General features: G+C 39.8%; 19 protein-coding genes and 1 other annotated feature. Of the genes, 13 read left to right on the top strand and 6 right to left on the bottom strand.

Annotated elements, in window-relative coordinates:
* Positions 1-83 precede the first annotated feature (83 nt).
* The 6 genes from EKM78_RS08215 to EKM78_RS08190 all read right to left on the bottom strand — a co-directional run bounded on the left by EKM78_RS08215 (position 84) and on the right by EKM78_RS08190 (position 4,941).
* Positions 84-839 carry an amino acid ABC transporter ATP-binding protein gene (locus EKM78_RS08215; protein WP_125771207.1) on the bottom strand — a complete coding sequence of 252 codons (756 nt, stop codon included), beginning with the start codon at positions 837-839 and terminating at the stop codon, positions 84-86.
* Positions 839-1,534, bottom strand: coding sequence for an amino acid ABC transporter permease (locus tag EKM78_RS08210; RefSeq protein WP_125771205.1), 696 nt, complete (start codon positions 1,532-1,534; stop codon positions 839-841). The genes EKM78_RS08215 and EKM78_RS08210 overlap by 1 nt, the downstream gene beginning before the upstream one ends.
* Before the next feature lie 31 nt (positions 1,535-1,565).
* Positions 1,566-2,345 (bottom strand): transporter substrate-binding domain-containing protein, encoded by a 780-nt coding sequence (locus EKM78_RS08205; protein ID WP_125771203.1) that lies wholly within the window; start codon positions 2,343-2,345, stop codon positions 1,566-1,568.
* Positions 2,346-2,427: 82 nt separating this feature from the next.
* On the bottom strand, positions 2,428-3,351 hold the full coding sequence (gene cysK / locus EKM78_RS08200; RefSeq protein ID WP_125771201.1) for a cysteine synthase A: 924 nt from the start codon (positions 3,349-3,351) through the stop codon (positions 2,428-2,430).
* A gap of 76 nt (positions 3,352-3,427) precedes the next feature.
* Entirely contained in the window at positions 3,428-4,234 is an 807-nt protein-coding gene (locus EKM78_RS08195; protein WP_125771199.1) for a homoserine O-acetyltransferase/O-succinyltransferase family protein, read from the bottom strand.
* Between the two features lie 236 nt (positions 4,235-4,470).
* Positions 4,471-4,941 carry a hypothetical protein gene (locus EKM78_RS08190; RefSeq protein WP_125771197.1) on the bottom strand — a complete coding sequence of 157 codons (471 nt, stop codon included), beginning with the start codon at positions 4,939-4,941 and terminating at the stop codon, positions 4,471-4,473.
* A gap of 116 nt (positions 4,942-5,057) precedes the next feature.
* Here EKM78_RS08190 and EKM78_RS08185 point away from each other — a divergent pair, with 116 nt between their 5' ends.
* From EKM78_RS08185 to hisI, 13 genes are all read left to right on the top strand, one after another.
* Positions 5,058-6,431: a hemolysin family protein gene (locus EKM78_RS08185; protein ID WP_245995017.1), complete on the top strand. Its 1,374-nt coding sequence runs from the start codon at positions 5,058-5,060 to the stop codon at positions 6,429-6,431.
* Between the two features lie 33 nt (positions 6,432-6,464).
* On the top strand, positions 6,465-8,042 hold the full coding sequence (locus tag EKM78_RS08180; RefSeq protein WP_125771193.1) for a peptide chain release factor 3: 1,578 nt from the start codon (positions 6,465-6,467) through the stop codon (positions 8,040-8,042).
* Between the two features lie 151 nt (positions 8,043-8,193).
* Positions 8,194-9,540 carry a branched-chain amino acid transport system II carrier protein gene (gene brnQ, locus EKM78_RS08175; protein WP_125771191.1) on the top strand — a complete coding sequence of 449 codons (1,347 nt, stop codon included), beginning with the start codon at positions 8,194-8,196 and terminating at the stop codon, positions 9,538-9,540.
* A 176-nt stretch (positions 9,541-9,716) separates the two neighbouring features.
* Positions 9,717-10,649, top strand: coding sequence for an AEC family transporter (locus EKM78_RS08170; protein WP_125771189.1), 933 nt, complete (start codon positions 9,717-9,719; stop codon positions 10,647-10,649).
* A 28-nt stretch (positions 10,650-10,677) separates the two neighbouring features.
* Positions 10,678-11,514 (top strand): histidinol-phosphatase HisJ, encoded by an 837-nt coding sequence (gene hisJ, locus EKM78_RS08165; RefSeq protein WP_125771187.1) that lies wholly within the window; start codon positions 10,678-10,680, stop codon positions 11,512-11,514.
* Positions 11,515-11,584: 70 nt separating this feature from the next.
* Positions 11,585-11,815, top strand: a binding site (T-box leader).
* Positions 11,816-11,947: 132 nt separating this feature from the next.
* Positions 11,948-13,099 (top strand): ATP phosphoribosyltransferase regulatory subunit, encoded by a 1,152-nt coding sequence (locus EKM78_RS08160; RefSeq protein ID WP_125771185.1) that lies wholly within the window; start codon positions 11,948-11,950, stop codon positions 13,097-13,099.
* Positions 13,092-13,745, top strand: a complete 654-nt coding sequence (hisG, locus tag EKM78_RS08155) for an ATP phosphoribosyltransferase (RefSeq protein WP_125771183.1) — start codon at positions 13,092-13,094, stop codon at positions 13,743-13,745. Before EKM78_RS08160 ends, hisG begins: the two co-directional genes overlap by 8 nt.
* Positions 13,745-15,031 (top strand): histidinol dehydrogenase, encoded by a 1,287-nt coding sequence (gene hisD, locus EKM78_RS08150; RefSeq protein WP_125771181.1) that lies wholly within the window; start codon positions 13,745-13,747, stop codon positions 15,029-15,031. Before hisG ends, hisD begins: the two co-directional genes overlap by 1 nt.
* A gap of 10 nt (positions 15,032-15,041) precedes the next feature.
* Complete coding sequence (gene hisB / locus EKM78_RS08145) at positions 15,042-15,626, top strand: imidazoleglycerol-phosphate dehydratase HisB (protein ID WP_125771179.1); 585 nt, start codon at positions 15,042-15,044, stop codon at positions 15,624-15,626.
* Complete coding sequence (gene hisH / locus EKM78_RS08140) at positions 15,626-16,249, top strand: imidazole glycerol phosphate synthase subunit HisH (protein ID WP_125771177.1); 624 nt, start codon at positions 15,626-15,628, stop codon at positions 16,247-16,249. The genes hisB and hisH overlap by 1 nt, the downstream gene beginning before the upstream one ends.
* Complete coding sequence (hisA, locus tag EKM78_RS08135) at positions 16,230-16,955, top strand: 1-(5-phosphoribosyl)-5-[(5-phosphoribosylamino)methylideneamino]imidazole-4-carboxamide isomerase (RefSeq protein WP_125771174.1); 726 nt, start codon at positions 16,230-16,232, stop codon at positions 16,953-16,955. The genes hisH and hisA overlap by 20 nt, the downstream gene beginning before the upstream one ends.
* Entirely contained in the window at positions 16,945-17,703 is a 759-nt protein-coding gene (gene hisF / locus EKM78_RS08130; RefSeq protein ID WP_125771173.1) for an imidazole glycerol phosphate synthase subunit HisF, read from the top strand. Before hisA ends, hisF begins: the two co-directional genes overlap by 11 nt.
* Positions 17,703-18,020: a phosphoribosyl-AMP cyclohydrolase gene (hisI, locus tag EKM78_RS08125; protein WP_125771209.1), complete on the top strand. Its 318-nt coding sequence runs from the start codon at positions 17,703-17,705 to the stop codon at positions 18,018-18,020. The genes hisF and hisI overlap by 1 nt, the downstream gene beginning before the upstream one ends.

Raw genomic sequence — 18,020 nt, 5'->3', positions numbered from 1 at the left:
AACAAAAAATGGACGAAAACCAAAAATCGGTTTTCGTCCATTTTTTATTGTACAGAGAACACTTATGTCACATTCTCTTTTTGTTACTTATTTATTTTATTAGGATCCAACGAGATCCCTGCCAGGAAGTCCTTGATCCGTGGTGTGGGATGTTCGAAGAAATCATTTGTGGCTCCATCGTAGACTTTTTCACCATCTTCAATGAAGACGATTTTATCTGATACTAATCTAGCAAATTCCATATTGTGGGTCACGATGATCATTGATTGACCATCTTTGGCCATTTCTTCCAAAATCTTGAGGACTTGTGTTTCTAACTCAGGATCTAGAGCACTAGTTGGCTCATCTAGTAAGATGTAATCTGGGTCCATTGCTAAAGCGCGACAGATCGAGATTCTTTGTTGCTGGCCTCCGGATAGCTGACTTGGAAATCTGTCTTCGTATTCGGCTAAGCCAACTTTTTCTAAGAGATCTCTGGCGACTTTATTCGCCTCATCTGTGGACATTTTCAAAACGTTGATCGGTGCAGCAGTAATATTCTTTAGTACGGTCAAGTTAGGGAATAAGTTCCAGTTTTGGAAAACCATGCTAGTCTTTTGACGGATCCTCATACTATCTTTTTTTGATAGTGATTCAGCATAGTTGTAAGAAAAATCTGAGAAGCTTAAGGTTCCTGATTCTGGTCGAACTAGCAAGTCGATCGAACGAAGTAGCGTTGATTTTCCTGATCCGGACGGTCCTAAGATCACGGAAGTTTTTCCCTCAGGGAAATCGACAGAGATGTCTTTTAAGACTTCTTTTCCATCGTACTTCTTGATGATATTCTTCATTGAGATCATTAAGCTTCACTTCCTTTAACGTATCTTGAAGTTCTCTTCTCCAGGTAATGTTGTAACCAAGTTAAGAGACTGCAGATGATGGCGTATAATGCGGCTGCTAAGGTGTACATTAGTAGCGGCTGGAAGTTCTTAGCTGTGATCTGTTGGCTGACTTGAAACATTTCAAGAATGGTGATCGAACTGGCCAATGAAGTATCCTTTACCAAACTGATGAACGAGTTTGATAGTGGAGGTAAAGCAATTCTGACTGCTTGTGGCAAGATGATCTTCATTAATGTTTGTCTAGTTGAAAAGCCTAAAGTAAAAGCTGCGTCCCATTGATCTTGAGGAACCGATAATAAAGCTGAACGGATCGTTTCTGAGGCATATGCACCAGTGTTAAGTGAAAAACCGATAACTGCGGCGATAAATGGATCTAGTTGCACGCCGATATTTGGCAATCCAAAGAAAATGATGAACAGCTGAACCAATAGTGGTGTTGAACGAAAGACCCAAACGTAAAAGTTGGCAATCGCTCTTAAAACTAGCCATGGATACTTGATGGCTTTGTTTTCACTAGGTTCAATAAATTTGATTAAAGCTGTTAGGACTGCAAGTATCAATCCAAATATAAATGCGATTATCGCTAACGGAATGGTGTATTGCACCATTGCGACTAACATTTCTGGCAATGATGTAATAATTATATGCCACATAAAATCCGCCCCTCTCCAAAATTAAAAATGATTATTTACTAATGTCTTCACCGAAGTACTTGATCGATAGACGCTTTAAAGTGCCGTCTTTTTTAAGTTCTTGTTCGGCTTTGTTTACTTTGTCGCGTAGACCGGTACTATCCTTATTGAAAATAGGAGCGATCTTAGTGTTAGGGATCTTGTCAGTTGGGATAACTTGATACTTCAAACCACTGTTCTTGTTATCTTTTTGCCAAGTTAAGAAAGCTTCACGGGAATTAATAGTAGCCTTAACACGACCTTGTTTGATCATAGACATTGTAGTAGCAAAATCAGAAGAAGGAACGATATTTGCATCGAATTTCTTAGCTTTATTGTAGTTGTCGGTACCAGTACCTTCAGCAACTTTGACACCTTTCAAGTCATCAACTGATTTGATGGATGTGTCGTCTTCTTTAGTAATCAAGACTGATTTAGATTGGACATAAGGTTCAGCAAAAATATAATGTTTCTGTCTATCCTTAGTTTCGCCGACATTATTAATAACCACGTCGAATGTCTTTGAATTAAGTCCGGCAATTAATGAATCCCATTTAGTAGGCACAAATTTGGCCTTAAGATCCATCTTCTTTGCCAAAGCTTTAGCGAAGTCGACTTCAAAACCTGTCAACTTACCATTTTCACGGTAGGAGTAAGGTGCATAAGTTCCTTCCAGACCGATGGTAAGAGTCCCCTTGGTCTTAGTTTCGCTAGAGCTGTTTGATGAGCAACCTGTAAGCACTAAGGCAATAGCTGCTACTAATGAAAGTAGTACTAAAAATCTCTTTTTCATATCCTAAATTTTCCCCCAATAGAATTAATGTTTTTTATTTTCTCACAAATTGCTACCAATTAAAAAGATTTGAATTTATTTTCTAGAAATTAAATAAATCGGTCGAAAGATATCTCTCACCGTTGTCAGGTGAGACAGTAACGACTTTTTTACCTTTGCCTAATTTCTTAGCGATCTCGATGGCACCAAAGATGTTAGCACCAGCTGAAATGCCTGGTAAAAATCCTTCCTTGCGGCTGACTTCTTGGGCCATCTTGATGGCTTGATCAGAAGTAACTTCCACGATGTCTGAGTAGGCATTTTGGTCCAAAGTATCAGGGATCATTCCAGCACTGATTCCTTGGATCTTGTGCTTACCAGTTTTGCCTTCCTTAAGTAGTGGAGATTCAGCAGCTTCAAGAGCGTAAATCTTAACATCTGGGAATTTCTTAGTTAAGGCGTGGCTGACACCTGATAAAGTACCACCAGTACCAACACCTGCAACGAAAGCATCAACGGTTTCTCCATCAAAAGCATCAATGATCTCTTTACCAGTAGTCTTTTCGTGGATCTCCGGGTTAGCTGGGTTAGAGAATTGCATCGGTAAGAAGTAGCCTTCTTCTTCAGATAATTCTTTAGCACGTTTGATAGCTCCACCCATGCCTTCGCTTCCTGGTGTAAGAACTAATTCGGTACCATATCCTTGCATGATCTTACGACGTTCAACACTCATTGTGTCTGGCATCATAATGATCAAGTGGTAGCCTTTAGCTGAAGCAACTAGTGAAAGACCGATACCAGTGTTACCTGATGTTGGTTCAACGATTGTGTCACCGGGTTTTAGCTTGCCAGCTTTTTCAGCGGCTTCGATCATAGATAAAGCAATACGATCTTTAATGGAACTGCCGGGATTTAAGAACTCCAACTTCACGTAAACGTCAGCTGCATCTTCAGGTACAACTTTATTCAACTTAACGATAGGTGTATTACCAATTAATTCTGTGATATTGTTTGCAATTTTTGTCATGATATCCCTCCGGTTTTTCGTTTAATATCCTTATTGTATAACATTCAGTAGATCTTTACGCCGATGACCACCTCCACTAACTACACGCTTGCTCCTTAGCAGCCATGACTTCTTCGATCCAGTTGCCAAAGAACTTTTGCTGGATCTCTTTCCAAGCAAACATTGGCTTGTTATTGATCGGTGAATAGTAGTTTTCTGGTTGAATTGGATCAAGCTCAGGGTGCGCTTGATATTCACGTTCGTACTCTTTCTTCAAATCATCTCGTTGGTATTCGAGATGTGAAAATAAGAAGGCTTGTGGCTTGTTTTTGGCCTCAGCGAGGAACAATAGGCCTTTATCATTCAACGAGTTTAAAACTAATTGTGAATTGTCATTGATCTGCTGCTGGTTCATTTCCGCATAACGGGCGTGAGGAGCAGGGCAATTATCACTAATATTTTGTAGTAATTTTGAAGAATGCAAAATGTTATTTTGGAAAATGCCAAATGTTTTATGCGGCAAGATCTGTTTGTCGATGTCGTACAAATGATTTAAAGCTGCCATCGCACCCCAGCAGACGTACAGCTGGGGGATCCTCATTTCATTTAAAGAATCTAGTAAATTGTTGATCTCATCTTTGTAGGTGACTTCATCAAAGTCCAGTTGCTCAATGGGACTTCCAGTGATAATAAAGCCATCTAGATTGGGAAGGTCATTTAGATCCAAGGGTTTCATCGTATTAGTGATCGATGGATCTAATTTTCGGTTTACATAGCGCGTGGCTGAGTAATAATAAACTAGTTCAACGTTTTTATGTTCACCCGTCAGTGACTTATAAAAGTTTTGATTCGTTTCGAGTTTGTTATACATCAAATTCAAAACACCAATTTTTACAGTGTCCACAGTGTTGCTCCTTTCCATAAAAAAAAGGGAACTGACTAATTGTCAGCTCCCTTGAATAAAGTATTCGCTACTAGTTATCAATTGAGTGGAATTAGACATGCTGAAAAAGTATAATGATCTTTCATCATTACACAGCAACATGCATCCATTTTTGTGTTGTATGCTTGCTTCATGTCAAATTCTCCTCTGATAGTTATGTGTTTAGAATATGATTAGTATTTCTTTAAGTCAAGTATTTAATCTTTTATTTTCTTTTTTTCGGTATAAATCGATAAGGAATCAAATTCCAAATAGGATGCTAATGTTACTGATACCATTACGATCAAGACTAGCCAACCGATAGTCGTCCCTAAGATCTGTGAAAGGGTAAGAACTTTAGCAACGAGATAGATGCTGCCGATACTTAGAATAAAATCGATCAAGAGATTTAAACTAATGATGAGCTTATCTCGTTCCAAAATAAAGAAATGGATAAATCGCTTCAACGGCTTTCTCGTCGAATTACGATACATGATCAAAATCGGACGTTGTGCGATTACTTTTATGGCAAAAATACCTAAGGAGCCAACGATACCACCAACGACGATCCGCCAAGTCAAAGCATGTAAGACTAGAGCATTGTAGGCCATGCCTGCGATCAGAAGGCTTACTATGTAAGGGATGAAGAAGAAAAATAAATAAATAACGATGATTTTTTTGTTAGACAATTTCAGTTACTCCTTATATAGTATTAAATTTATTTTATCATTAATGGCAGTAATATTGTTGAATTGTTTTACACCTGCTATAATTGTTACATCATTTTTATTTAATATGAAAGAGAGTGAAAAAATTAATGAGTGATGACCCTACAGGTGTCGCGTTAATTGGACAAATATTGATCATAGTCGTTTTAACGCTCCTAAATGCTATTTACGCTGCTGGCGAGATGGCAATCGTTTCGGTAAATAAGACGGAAGTCGAGAAAAAGGCCGAACAAGGTGGCCACAAAGATAACCGTATTTTACGCGAAATAAATCATCCTACTAATTTTTTATCAACGATCCAAGTAGCAGTGACCTTGGCGGGATTTTTATCCTCAGCGATCGCTGCCACAAGTTTAAGTACAAAATTAGAAGGTGTGCTCGGCAACTTTCCAGGAAGCTTTGAATTATCGATCGTTATCATTACGATCATCTTGGCTTTTCTGATCTTGATCTTTGGGGAGCTTTTCCCGAAACAGATCGCAGTTCACCGACCATATCAAGTATTAAGATTTACGGAACCATTCATCAACGTTACTAGCAAGATTTTGAAGCCGTTTGTTTGGCTGATGACTGTTATCTTGCACGGATTGATGAAGATCACACCGATCGACTTTTCTCAAAAGAAGGATAAGGTCTCACGGACCGAGATGCTTTCTACGATCCAGAAGTCACGTGAGAGTGGTACGATCAATGCCGACGAATATCAAATGTTACAAGGTATTATTAAGTTTAGTGACAAGACCGTTCGTGAGGTTATGGTCCCAAGAACGGATGCCTTCATGATCGATATCAATGATCCGCTGGATGAAAATATCGATGCTATCTTAGCACAGCCTTATTCTCGTGTACCAGTTTATGGTGGCGATAAGGATACTATCATTGGTATCGTTCATATTAAGAACTTGTTGAAGCAGGCCCGGATCTCTGGATTTGAGAACGTCAATTTGAATAAGATCATGATCGAGCCGTTATTCGTACCTGAATCAACTAGCATCGATTCATTATTGTTGAAGATGCAATCGACCCAAACCCAAATTGCTATGGTCATGGACGATTATGGTGGAGTAGTCGGGTTGGCAACGATCGAAGATATTTTGGAAGAGATCGTGGGGGAGATCGATGATGAGTACGATCAAACAACAACTAATTATCATCGCATTTCTTCAACTAAGTATTCGGTTGTTGGTAAGTTCTCGATCGAAGATTTTAACGAATTGTTTGATGAGAACATTGACGAAGAACAAGAAGACGCCGATACTATTGCAGGATATTTAATTATGAATTTAAATGAGATCCCTGATGATAAGCACCCGAAGAGCATTACTTTAAAGAGTGGTGTGAAATTGACTTCTGGCGAAGTTGATGGTGCAAGAATTCAAAATGTCATCGTTAAGATCCCTAAGAGCAAAGTAAAAGTCGTAACGACAAATATGTTTGAAAAGAAATACTAATGTATTTCTTTTTTTATGAGTTAGGAGCAAGTTATGGAACAAAAAGAATTAGAAAAAGAGGTAAACAAGCGGAGAACGTTTGCCATTATCTCTCACCCGGATGCTGGTAAGACTACGATCACCGAACAAATGCTGTACTTTGGTGGCGTGATCCGTTCAGCAGGTACTGTTAAAGCTAAGAAGTCTGGTCAATTTGCAACGTCTGATTGGATGGAGATCGAAAAGAAACGTGGTATCTCTGTTACTTCTTCAGTAATGCAATTCCACTATCAAGGAAAAGACGTTAATATCTTGGATACTCCAGGACACGAAGACTTTTCTGAAGATACTTACCGTACTTTGATGGCCGTTGACGCAGCTGTCATGGTTATTGATTCAGCAAAAGGTATCGAACCACAAACGAAGAAACTGTTTAAGGTTGTTAAGAAACGTGGCATTCCGATCTTTACCTTCATGAATAAGTTGGACCGTGATGGACGCGATCCACTTGATTTGATCGCTGAATTAGAAGAATTGCTCAATATCGAAGGTTGCGCTATGAACTGGCCGATCGGTATGGGTAAGGAATTAAAAGGTTTATACGATATCAAAAATAGTCGTCTAGAATTGTATCGTAAGGAAGGTGACGACAGATTCTTGCCATTAGGTGAAGATGGAAAATTGAAAGAAAGAAACCCCATCGAAGAAGATAGCGTCTACGAACAAGCTTTAGGCGAGGTTGACTTGATCAAAGAAGCTGGAAACAAGTTTGACCTCGAGAAGATCATGAAAGGTGATCAAACACCAGTCTTCTTCGGTTCAGCTTTGACTAACTTTGGTGTCCAAGTGTTCTTAGATACCTTCTTGGACATGGCCCCAGCACCAGCGGGTCATCCGATCAAGGATAGTGAAGAAGTAGTTAAACCTGATGATCCTGAATTTTCTGCTTTTGTTTTCAAAATTCAAGCTAACATGAACCCTAATCACCGTGACCGGATCGCCTTTGTCAGAATTTGTTCTGGTGAATTTGAAAAGGGAATGGACGTAACTTTGAGTCGGACTGGTAAATCAATGCGTTTGAACAATGCTACTGAATTCATGTCTGATCAAAGAGAACAAGTAAAAACTGCTGTAGCTGGCGATATTGTTGGCTTGTATGATACTGGTAATTTCCAGATCGGCGATATGATTTATACAGGTAAGAAGAATATCCAGTTTGAAGATTTACCACAATTTACCCCAGAAATGTTTATGGAAGTCCAAGCAAAGAATGTTATGAAGCAGAAATCTTTCCATAAAGGGATGCAGCAATTAGTTCAAGAAGGTGCTGTGCAGTTGTATCAAAAATATACAACTAACGACTATATTTTAGGGGCAGTTGGACAACTCCAGTTTGAAGTTTTCCAATTTAGAATGAAAAACGAATATAATTGTGACGTTGTCATGAATCCGATCGGTTCAAGAATTGCTCGTTGGATCGATCCTGAACAATTGGATCAAAACATGTCTTCCACTAGAAATATGCTAGTCAAAGACCTTGATGGCAATCCATTGTTCTTGTTTGAAAACAAATTTGCCGAAAACTGGTTTGCAAATAAATATCCGGATGTAAAATTAACAGCTAAATTATAGAGGGTGCAACTCACTGTTAGGGACAGCAGCATGTTTCGCAGGGCAATTTCCAAAATGCCCAGTAGAACCGGAAATGAACATCCACTAACAATAAAAAAGCAATATCCAACAATATTGCTTTTTTTAATTATCACAACATAAAGGGTGCAATATGACGAAAAAATTAACCAGAAGAGAATTATTTTTTATAGGTTCGATGCTCTTCGGCCTGTTCTTTGGTGCGGGAAATTTGATTTTTCCAGTATTTTTAGGACAACAATCAGGAAGTAACGTTGGTTTAGCTATCATTGGTCTATTGATTACTGGTATTGGATTACCACTACTAGGGGTCGCTGGACTAGGGATGACCGAAAGTGCCAGTGTCTTTGATCTATCAAGTAAGATCCACAAGGGCTATGCATACGTCTTCACGATTTTGCTTTATTTGATCATTGGTCCATTTTTTGCTACGCCACGTCTAGCTACCACCTCATTTCAAATGGGGATCGATCCCTTTGTCAATTCGGGGATGCAAAGATCTTCCTTGATGATTTTTTCGATTTTGTTTTTTGCTGCCTCATGGTGGTTTGCTCGAAAACCTAGTAAGATCATGACTTATGTCGGAAAATGGCTAACGCCGATCTTTTTGATCTTGTTAGGTATTTTGATTATTGTCGCTTTAGTTAAGCCGATGGGATCATTGAACTATACTCCTCAAGGTTCATATGCCAAAAGTCCGGTGCTGGCAGGATTTACTGAGGGATATAACACAATGGACGCCTTAGCGTCACTTGCTTTTGGTGTAGTGGTCATTGATGGTATTAAAACGCTAGGAGTGACTGATCCACGAGAAATTGCTAAGGATACGATCAAAGCTGGTACTATTAGTGTTGTTTTGATGGGGATCATTTATGCTTTACTAGCAATTTTAGGTACGATGAGTCTCGGTCAATTCAAACTAGCAGCTAATGGTGGCATTACTTTAGCTCAGACTTTCAATTACTATTTCGGAAGCTTTGGAAATATCTTACTAGCTTTAATTGTCATCATTGCTTGTTTGAAGACGTCGATCGGTTTGATCACAGCTTTTGGTGAAGCGATGCACGAGATGTTTCCCAAAATTTCTTATCAAGTTTTGATCTTGATAGCCAGCGTTTTGCCGTGCGTCTTCGCCAATGTTGGATTAACTAAGTTGATCCAATATTCGACACCAGCCTTGATGTTCATATATCCACTGGCGATTACGTTGATAATCTTGGCAGTCTTGACGCCACTTATCGGTTCATCTCGATACGTTTACGTGATCACGACCATCTTTACGTTTGTGCCAGCTGTTTTAGCCGGACTCGAGTCAATGGATTTCATGTTCCATGGACAAAGCTGGTTCACTGATCTAATGAACTTTAATCAGATCTTACCACTATCTGAACTTGGTCTCGGTTGGGTAGTTCCAGCCTTGATCGGCTTGTTTATTGGATATTTTGTGGGCTTATTCATTAAAGAACGTTCTGCTAAATAATAAAAATTCTTTACATCTTCCTTTTGGGGAAGGTGTATTTTTTTACTATCAAGCAAAGATTTCATTATTTATCTTTTAGTTTTGCATTTAATTTTTTATCTTTGTGTTTTTTTGTTGATTCTTAACTTTTGGAACTTGATAATAAGTTCAACTGTTTCTGAAGAGGGGGGATTTTTTTGGACGTTGGACAACTTTCCAATCAAATCATTTTATTGTTTGGATTAATGCTAGTTGGTTTCTTGATCGGTAAGCTGGATTTTTTGAAAGCTCAATCTTCAAGTGATCTGACTAATATTTTGATTTATATTATTTCTCCCTGTTTAATTATTGGGGCGTTTGAGCAGGATTATTCGGCTGCTCGTATCAAATTCTTTTTATTAGCTTTTTTAGCAGTGATCATTTTGTATTTTATTGAAATTATTATTTCCAGATTAATATTTGGCCGGGTCGCTGACGAAAACGTTCAACGGATCGCCATTTATGGGAGCGTTTATTCGAACGCGGGCTTCATGGGCATCCCTTTGATCTCTGCATTATTCGGCTCTTCGGGAGTGTTCTTTGGCGTAGTTTCCTTAGCGTGTTTCAATATATTCAACTGGACTCATGGAATCAGTCTGTTTTCGCATCATGGCGAAAAAGACGAGACTGTCAATTGGGGAAAGATTTTGCTTAATCCCAATATCGTTGCCATTGTTCTAGGGATGTTGATGTTTGTCTTTTCTTTACATTTGCCTGGCACTCTTGACCAAGTAGTTAAATCTGTCGGGTCGATCAATACGCCACTTTCGATGATCGTGATCGGTAATAGTTTGACAAAGATCAAATTTAGTCGCGAAATGTTGGAAAAGAATTTGTTGATCAGCATTTTTTTGCGTAATTTAATTTATCCAATTATTGGGATCATTATTTTACGGTCGTTAGGTGTTTCCGGAGTTGCTTTTTATACGACGGTCATCATGGCAGCGTGTCCGGTAGCGGGCTTGGTGGTGCTCTTTACTTTGCAAGCAGAGAAGGATCCCGCTCCGGCGATTTCTATTATGAGTTTGTCGACGTTATTTAGTTTAGTGACCATCCCCTTGATTTTTAGCTTGAGTAATCTGCATTTTTAGTCCACGATGGTTAAAAAGGAGTGATCAAATGTTAATGGACGGACACACGCATACAGAACTTTGTCCACATGGGAGCGGCGAACCAGTTGAGAAGATGATCCAACGGGCGATCGATCTTGGTATGGAGAAATATTGTATTACTGAACATGCACCTCTGCCATCTGATTTTAAGAATAGCTATCAAGGTAGCGTTGATGGTCTTTCTGAAGCTTCGCTTCGGATGGATCAGCTGCCAGCTTATTTTGATTTAGCTGAATCAATGCAGGACAAGTTTAAAGACCAGATCGAGATCACAGTTGGTTTTGAAGTCGATTACTTAGAAGGTTTTGAGGATTTCACGCGTGATTTTCTCAATGAATATGGACCGCGCACTCAAGAGAATATCTTGTCAGTCCACTTCATGAAGGGAACGAATGACAAATTTTGGTGCGTTGATAATGGATTCGATGATTTTCAAAACGGTTTTTCGGCTTATTTAAACGATCCGCAAATGATATTTGCGCATTATTATCACACCGTTCAAAGATCTGTTGAAGCTGATCTAGGAAAGTATGCGCCTCAAAGGATCGGTCATATGAGCTTGGTCCGTAAATACCAAGATCACTTTCACATTAGTGATGATCTTGACGAAAAGAACCTTGATTTAGTGAACGATATTTTACAAAAAATTAAAAAACAAGACCGACAATTAGATTTGAACTTTGCCGGTCTTTATAAACCTTACTGCAATGATTTTTATCCTGGCAAACAGATCCTTCGAATGGCTGAAGGCCTTTCCATTCCGCTTGTTTATGGATCTGATGCTCACGATATAGATTCAGTCGGTCATGGGATACATTTGATAAATTCTTTGACTAGCTATTGACATTCTAAAAATTCACGGCTATTATTACAGTTAAATTAAATAAATGATTAATTTTACTAATCAAATTCTAATAAAAGTCATGAATAGGAAAAGTAAATGCTAGTCCCTCCTAAAGAGAGTTTCAGTAGCTGAAAATGAAACGGAAACTATTGTTGAAACCACACCTACGAATAACTTCAAAGCTGAAATCAGTAGGCTTTGACGAAATGGTTCGTTATCCCAGTTGACTCAGCCAACATGAGGTTTGATCCGCAAGGATTAAACAAAGGTGAGGTGGAACCACGTTATTTACGTCCTCTTAGCATTTATTTGCTAAGGGGATTTTTTTTAGGTTTTTGAAGAGATTCATTGCAGGTTGGCGAGGATTCATGTTTTGACTATTATCGGGTTTATGGCTTTGGTTTTTGATTAGTAGGAATTTGGAGGCGTTGATATGAATAATAATTTGTTGTCACTAGGGACTCGTGATGAGTTTGGACGTAGAGCGGTGGTCAAGCAGCATGTTGCTTCTGTTATCGGGGATACTTTTTCTGACCGTGGTTTTGCGAAGATCTCAACGCCACTTTTGGAAAAACAATCGGTTTTTGAACCTTATAAACTCGGGAATTATCAGATGTATCGCTTGTTGGATCAGGAAGGCGATACGATCGTGCTTCGGCCGGATATGACCTTACCGATCGCACGCTTTTTAAGCTCAACTAATATTTCGTTACCACAAAAATTCTGGTACGTTGGCGATATTTTCCGGATCAGTCGAAGGCTTTCTGGTTCGTACAATGAACTGACGCAAGCAGGGATCGAATTGGTCGGCTATTCTTCGATCAAAGCTGAATTTGAATGTTTAGTCTTGATCAATTTGCTCAGTCAAAAATTGTTAGATGAACCAGTTGAGATTGAACTGGGGATCGCTGATTTTGCTGAAGTTATCCTGTCAGAACTAACTGACGATGAAGCATTGAAACAAGCAATTGCTCAGTCCTTGTATGATAAACAAGTTCCCCTCTATGAAGAATTGATCAGCCAGTTTAAAGATCGTTCCGAATTTCAATTTTTGATGAACTGGCCCAGACTATTTGGTGATCCAGCCAAGATTTTTGACCAACTGGCTAATTTCAATTTATCTAAACCAATGCAAAATCGGATCGATGAGTTAAAAAAAGTGATTGCTTGGTTGAAACAAATCTTGCCAAATCAAGTTGTTTCGATTGATCTCAGCAGCAAAGCTCCACAGCAATATTACACAGGATTGACTTTTAAAGGCTTTTCTAAGGCAGGTTCGGGTTACTTGTTCAGTGGCGGACGCTATGACAAATTGCTTGCAAACTTCCAAGACGTGAGTGAATCTGCTGTTGGAATGGGGATCAACATCGATCTCTTAACTGATCTTTTAGTCAACAAGAGTCAAACTAAACAAAAGAAATTGATCTACTTTCAAGAAGAGCAGTGGTGTGAAGCCGAAGAATTATTGAAGAACACGCCAGATGGGATTCTTTCATTATCTGATAACTTAGAAAATGCCAAATTAGAAGCGGAAAAATTAGATGCACAATTAATTGATATGACGGAAGGTGAATATATTGAATGAAAATCGTATAAAAATAGCCTTAACTAAAGGCCGAGTTGAGAAACAAGTTATCCCTCTTTTAGAAGAAGCTGGGATCAATTGTGATCAGATCCGCAATAAACAACGTCGTTTGATCTTCAATTCAGAGACTCAGCCATATCAATTTATTCTCGCTAAAGGCCCAGATGTGACAACGTTCTTGGAACGAGGCGCCGCCGATATTGGGATCGTCGGTAGCGATATCTTGACGGAACATCAAAATTCACAATATGAATTACTCGGTTTAAACATTGGCAAGTGTCAATTTGTATTGGCATCGACTCAAGACTTTGACCCAGAAGCACCAAAACGAAAGATCATCGGGACAAAATATCCCTTGATCACCAAACGTTATTTTGACTCATTGGGACAAGACGTCGAGATCATCAAGATCGAAGGTTCAGTTGAGTTAGCACCATTGACTGGTTTAGCCGACGCCATCGTCGACATTACTGAGACGGGAACAACTATCAGAGAAAATCACCTCAAGATCTTTGACTATTTAGATAAAGTTTCCACTCGACTAGTAGTCAATCGGATGGCTTTGAAACAACATCCCGATGCCATATTTGATTTCGTCGATCGATTAAAAACTGTAATTGAAAATAATAAAGTGGGGCAAGCATAATGAAAATCGTTCAAAAAAATTTAGCAGAATTAGAAAAAATGGTCCAGTTGAAAACACGTCAATTGACAGATCCAAAAGTTGAAACAGCTGTTAGCGATATTATTAATAACGTCATCGAAAATGGCGATGCCGCTTTAAAAGAATACGGTAAGAAATTTGACAATGTTGATGTCGATACTTTCAAGCTTGATCAAAAAATCATTGATGAAGCTTATGAAACACTCGATCCAGATGTCAAAGCTGCCTTGTTATTAGCTAAGAAAAATATTTCCAGTTTCCACAAAAAAGAATTAGAAAAAGGCTTCATCGACAGTGAACAGCCTGGCGTCTTGCGGGGGCAGAAGTTGTTGCCGCTACAAAAGGTCGGACTATACGTTCCAGGCGGAACTGCTGCTTATCCATCGACTATTATGATGAGTGCGATGCCCGCAAAAATAGCCGGCGTTGAGCAAGTCGTGATCGTAACGCCTCCACAAAAAGATGGGATTTCTAAAGCTGTTTTAGCAGCTGCAAAAATTGCCGGTGTCGACGCTATTTATCAAGTAGGTGGCGCTCAAGCAATCGCTGCACTGGCATATGGAACTGAATCGATCCCTCGTGTGGATAAGATCGTCGGACCTGGAAATATCTTCGTCGCTACTGCTAAGAAACAAGTCTTTGGTCAAGTGGCCATCGATATGGTCGCAGGATCTTCAGAAATTGGTGTTATTGCCGATGATTCAGCTGACCCTCGCCAACTGGCAGCTGACTTATTGACACAAGCAGAGCACGACAAGTTAGCTCGTCCGATCCTCGTCACTGACAGCATGAAACTAGCCAAAGCCGTTAGCGACAATGTTGATTCGCAGTTAAAAGTCTTACCACGTGAAGAGATCGCCACAGCATCTGTTAATGAAAAAGGCTTCATCGCGGTCGTTGATAAGGTCGACGATATGTTCACCTTAATGAACACCGTAGCTCCAGAACACTTGGAGATCCAATTAGACGATCCCACGCAATATCTTAACCAGATCAAAAATGCTGGTTCAGTCTTCTTAGGAAAATATGCTTCAGAACCTCTTGGCGACTATGTTGCTGGACCTAATCACATTTTGCCAACAGGTGGTACTGCTAGATTTTCATCACCACTGGGTGTTTACGATTTTGTTAAACGAACATCATTCATCCAATACACCAAGCCAGCACTGGAAAAGGAAGCTAAAGCTATTACCACGTTAGCTCGAGTTGAAGGCCTTGAAGGACACGCCAGAGCCATCGAATCCAGATTTGATAAATATTACGACTAGGGAGAATCTTATGAGAAAAGCTACAATCGAAAGAAAGACACAAGAAACACAAATCAAAATTACATTGAATTTAGATGAACAAACAGGTATCAAAATTGACACGGGGATCGGCTTTTTGAACCATATGTTGACCTTGTTTGCTAAACACGGCCGTTTTGGTTTGGAAGTTAAGGCTCACGGAGATTTAGACGTCGATCCACACCACACAACGGAAGATACCGGGATCGTTTTGGGTGAATGCTTTAAACAAGCACTCGGCGATAAAGCTGGCATTGAACGATATGGGACTGAATTTGTGCCTATGGATGAAACGCTTGGACAAGTCAGCGTTGATCTAAGTGGCCGTTCTTACTTAGTCTTTGATGCTGAACTATTGAATCCAAGACTTGGTGGACTTGATACCGAGACAGTTGAAGACTTCTTCCAAGCAGTCGCTTTTGCAGCAGAGATGAATCTTCACGCCCGGATCCTTTATGGAAGAAATACGCACCACAAAGTAGAAAGCTTGTTCAAGGCTTTCGGAAGGGCCATGCGTGATGCGGTAACTATCAATCCAGATATTATTGGAGTCAATTCAACGAAAGGTGTGATCTAATGTTTGCGATCGTCGATTACGATACGGGTAATACATTAAATTTAAAAAAAGCACTGAATTATTTGAACATTGAAAATAAGCTAACAGCTGACCCGGACGAGATCTTGAATGCTGATGCGGTTGTTTTGCCAGGTGTCGGAGCTTTTGAAGCTGCCGTTGATGCTTTAAAAGAACGCAACTTGATAGAAGTATTGAAAAAAGCTGCCAACGAAAAACATCCCTTCTTAGGTATTTGTCTCGGGATGCAATTGTTGTTCGAGGATAGTGAGGAATACGGACTAAATAAGGGCTTAGACTTGATTCCGGGACACGTAAAAGAGATCCCTGAAAATAGCGATTTGAAGATTCCACAGATGGGCTGGAATCAAAATCAAGTTGCTTCGAATAGTCCCTTTAAAGTGGCTGATCAAGAGTACACTTATTTTGTTCACTCGTATTATGCAAGCTGTGCTCCGAAATATGTTGTAGCAGAAGTTGACTATGGGATTAAGATCCCAAGCATCGTTCAAAACAATAATGTAGTCGGCATGCAATTTCACCCCGAAAAGAGTGGGCAAGTCGGTTTAAACTTATTAAATAAATTTCAAGAGATGGTGACGACAAATGATTTTTCCCGCAATTGATCTTCATGAAGGACAAAGCGTCAGATTATATCAAGGCGACTATGAGCAAGTAACTTTGATCGATCGTGACCCGGTCGCTCAAGCTAAAAATATTTTTGCTCAAGGGGTCAAGCAACTGCATTTAGTAGACCTAGACGGTGCTAAGACCGGACGTCCAGAAAACTATATGATCATTTCAGACATCCGCAAAAACTTTGACGGCTTTTTAGAACTAGGTGGTGGGATCCGCGATGAAAAAATTGCCCGGATGTATTTGGATCTGGGGATCGATCGGATCATCATTGGATCTGCTGCCCTCGAAAACCCAGCATTCGTCAAAAACCTTCTGAAAAAATACGGTGGCGATCGCATCGTGATCGGGGTCGATGGCGCTAATGGGAAAGTTGCCGTCAATGGATGGCTGCAACAATCAAACGTCAAAATGTCTGATCTGATCAAGGAAATGATGGACAATGGTGCTAAATCGTTCATCGTCACTGATGTAGCTCGTGATGGCACGATGCAAGGACCTAATTTAGATCTACTCATGAAACTGAGCCAGAGACTTCCGCAAGCTAATTTAGTCGCCAGCGGTGGGATCAGGGATCTCAAAGATCTGCACAACTTAAAAGCTTTAGGGATCAGAGACGTAATTATTGGAAAAGCCTTATACGAAAAAACAATCACATTAAAAGACATTGCGGAGGTGGAAGCAGGTGCTAGCTAAAAGAATAATCCCTTGTTTAGACGTAGCTGACGGTCGTGTTAAAAAGGGGATCAACTTCGTCAACTTAACTGACGTGGGCGATCCTGTTGAGATCGCAGCTGAATATCAAAAACAAGGTGCAGATGAACTAATTTTCTTAGATATTTCAGCTACCAATGAAAAAAGAAAAACCATGATCGACGTTGTTGAACAAGTTTCAAAACAAGTCTTCATGCCGTTAACGATCGGCGGTGGAGTTACTTCAGTCGAAGACATTCAAAAATTGCTCAAAGCTGGAGCAGACAAAGTTGCTATCAATTCAGCTGCTGTAAATGATCCTGATCTGATCACTGAGGGCGCGAAAAAATTTGGTAATCAATGTATCGTTGTCGCAATCGATGTCAAATTTGACCCTGAGTCAAAACAGTATTTCGTATACACTCATGGGGGTCAACAAAAGACTGATATTGAGGCAATCTCTTGGGCTAAAGAAGTCGTTGCAAAAGGTGCCGGTGAATTATTGGTCACAGGTATGGATCAAGATGGTACGAAAGATGGCTTCAACATTTCCTTGTATCAACAATTAGGTGAGGCAGTAAATGTTCCCATCATCGCTTCTGGTGGTGCTGGGAAATTAGCCGATTTTAGTGATGTCTTTTTACAAGCTAATGTCGATGGTGCACTAGCAGCTTCAGTTTTCCATTATGGAGAATTAACCATCGATGATGTTAAATCGTATCTCAAGCAAAAAGGAGTGGTCGTACGATGATCGAACCGGATTTTTTCAAAGGTTTATTAACGACCGTGGTGCAAGATGCTCAAACTAAAGACGTCTTGATGGTCGCTTGGATGAATCAAGAGAGTTATCAAAAGACTTTAGAAACCGGCCAAACGTGGTTTTGGTCACGGTCACGACAAGAGTTGTGGCATAAAGGCGAAACTAGTGGCAACTTCCAAAATGTCGTTGACTTAACGTTAGATTGCGATGAGGATGCCTTATTAATCAAGGTCGACCCTGTAGGACCAGCGTGTCACACCGGACATCGAAGCTGTTTTTTCCAACCAGTTAATCAATCAAAGGAGTAA

The organism is Companilactobacillus furfuricola, from assembly GCF_003946325.1.
In the GTDB taxonomy this organism is placed as follows: Bacteria; Bacillota; Bacilli; order Lactobacillales; family Lactobacillaceae; genus Companilactobacillus; species Companilactobacillus furfuricola.
Note: the sequence above shows the minus strand (reverse complement) of the source record. Positions and strands in the feature narration are given on the sequence as shown.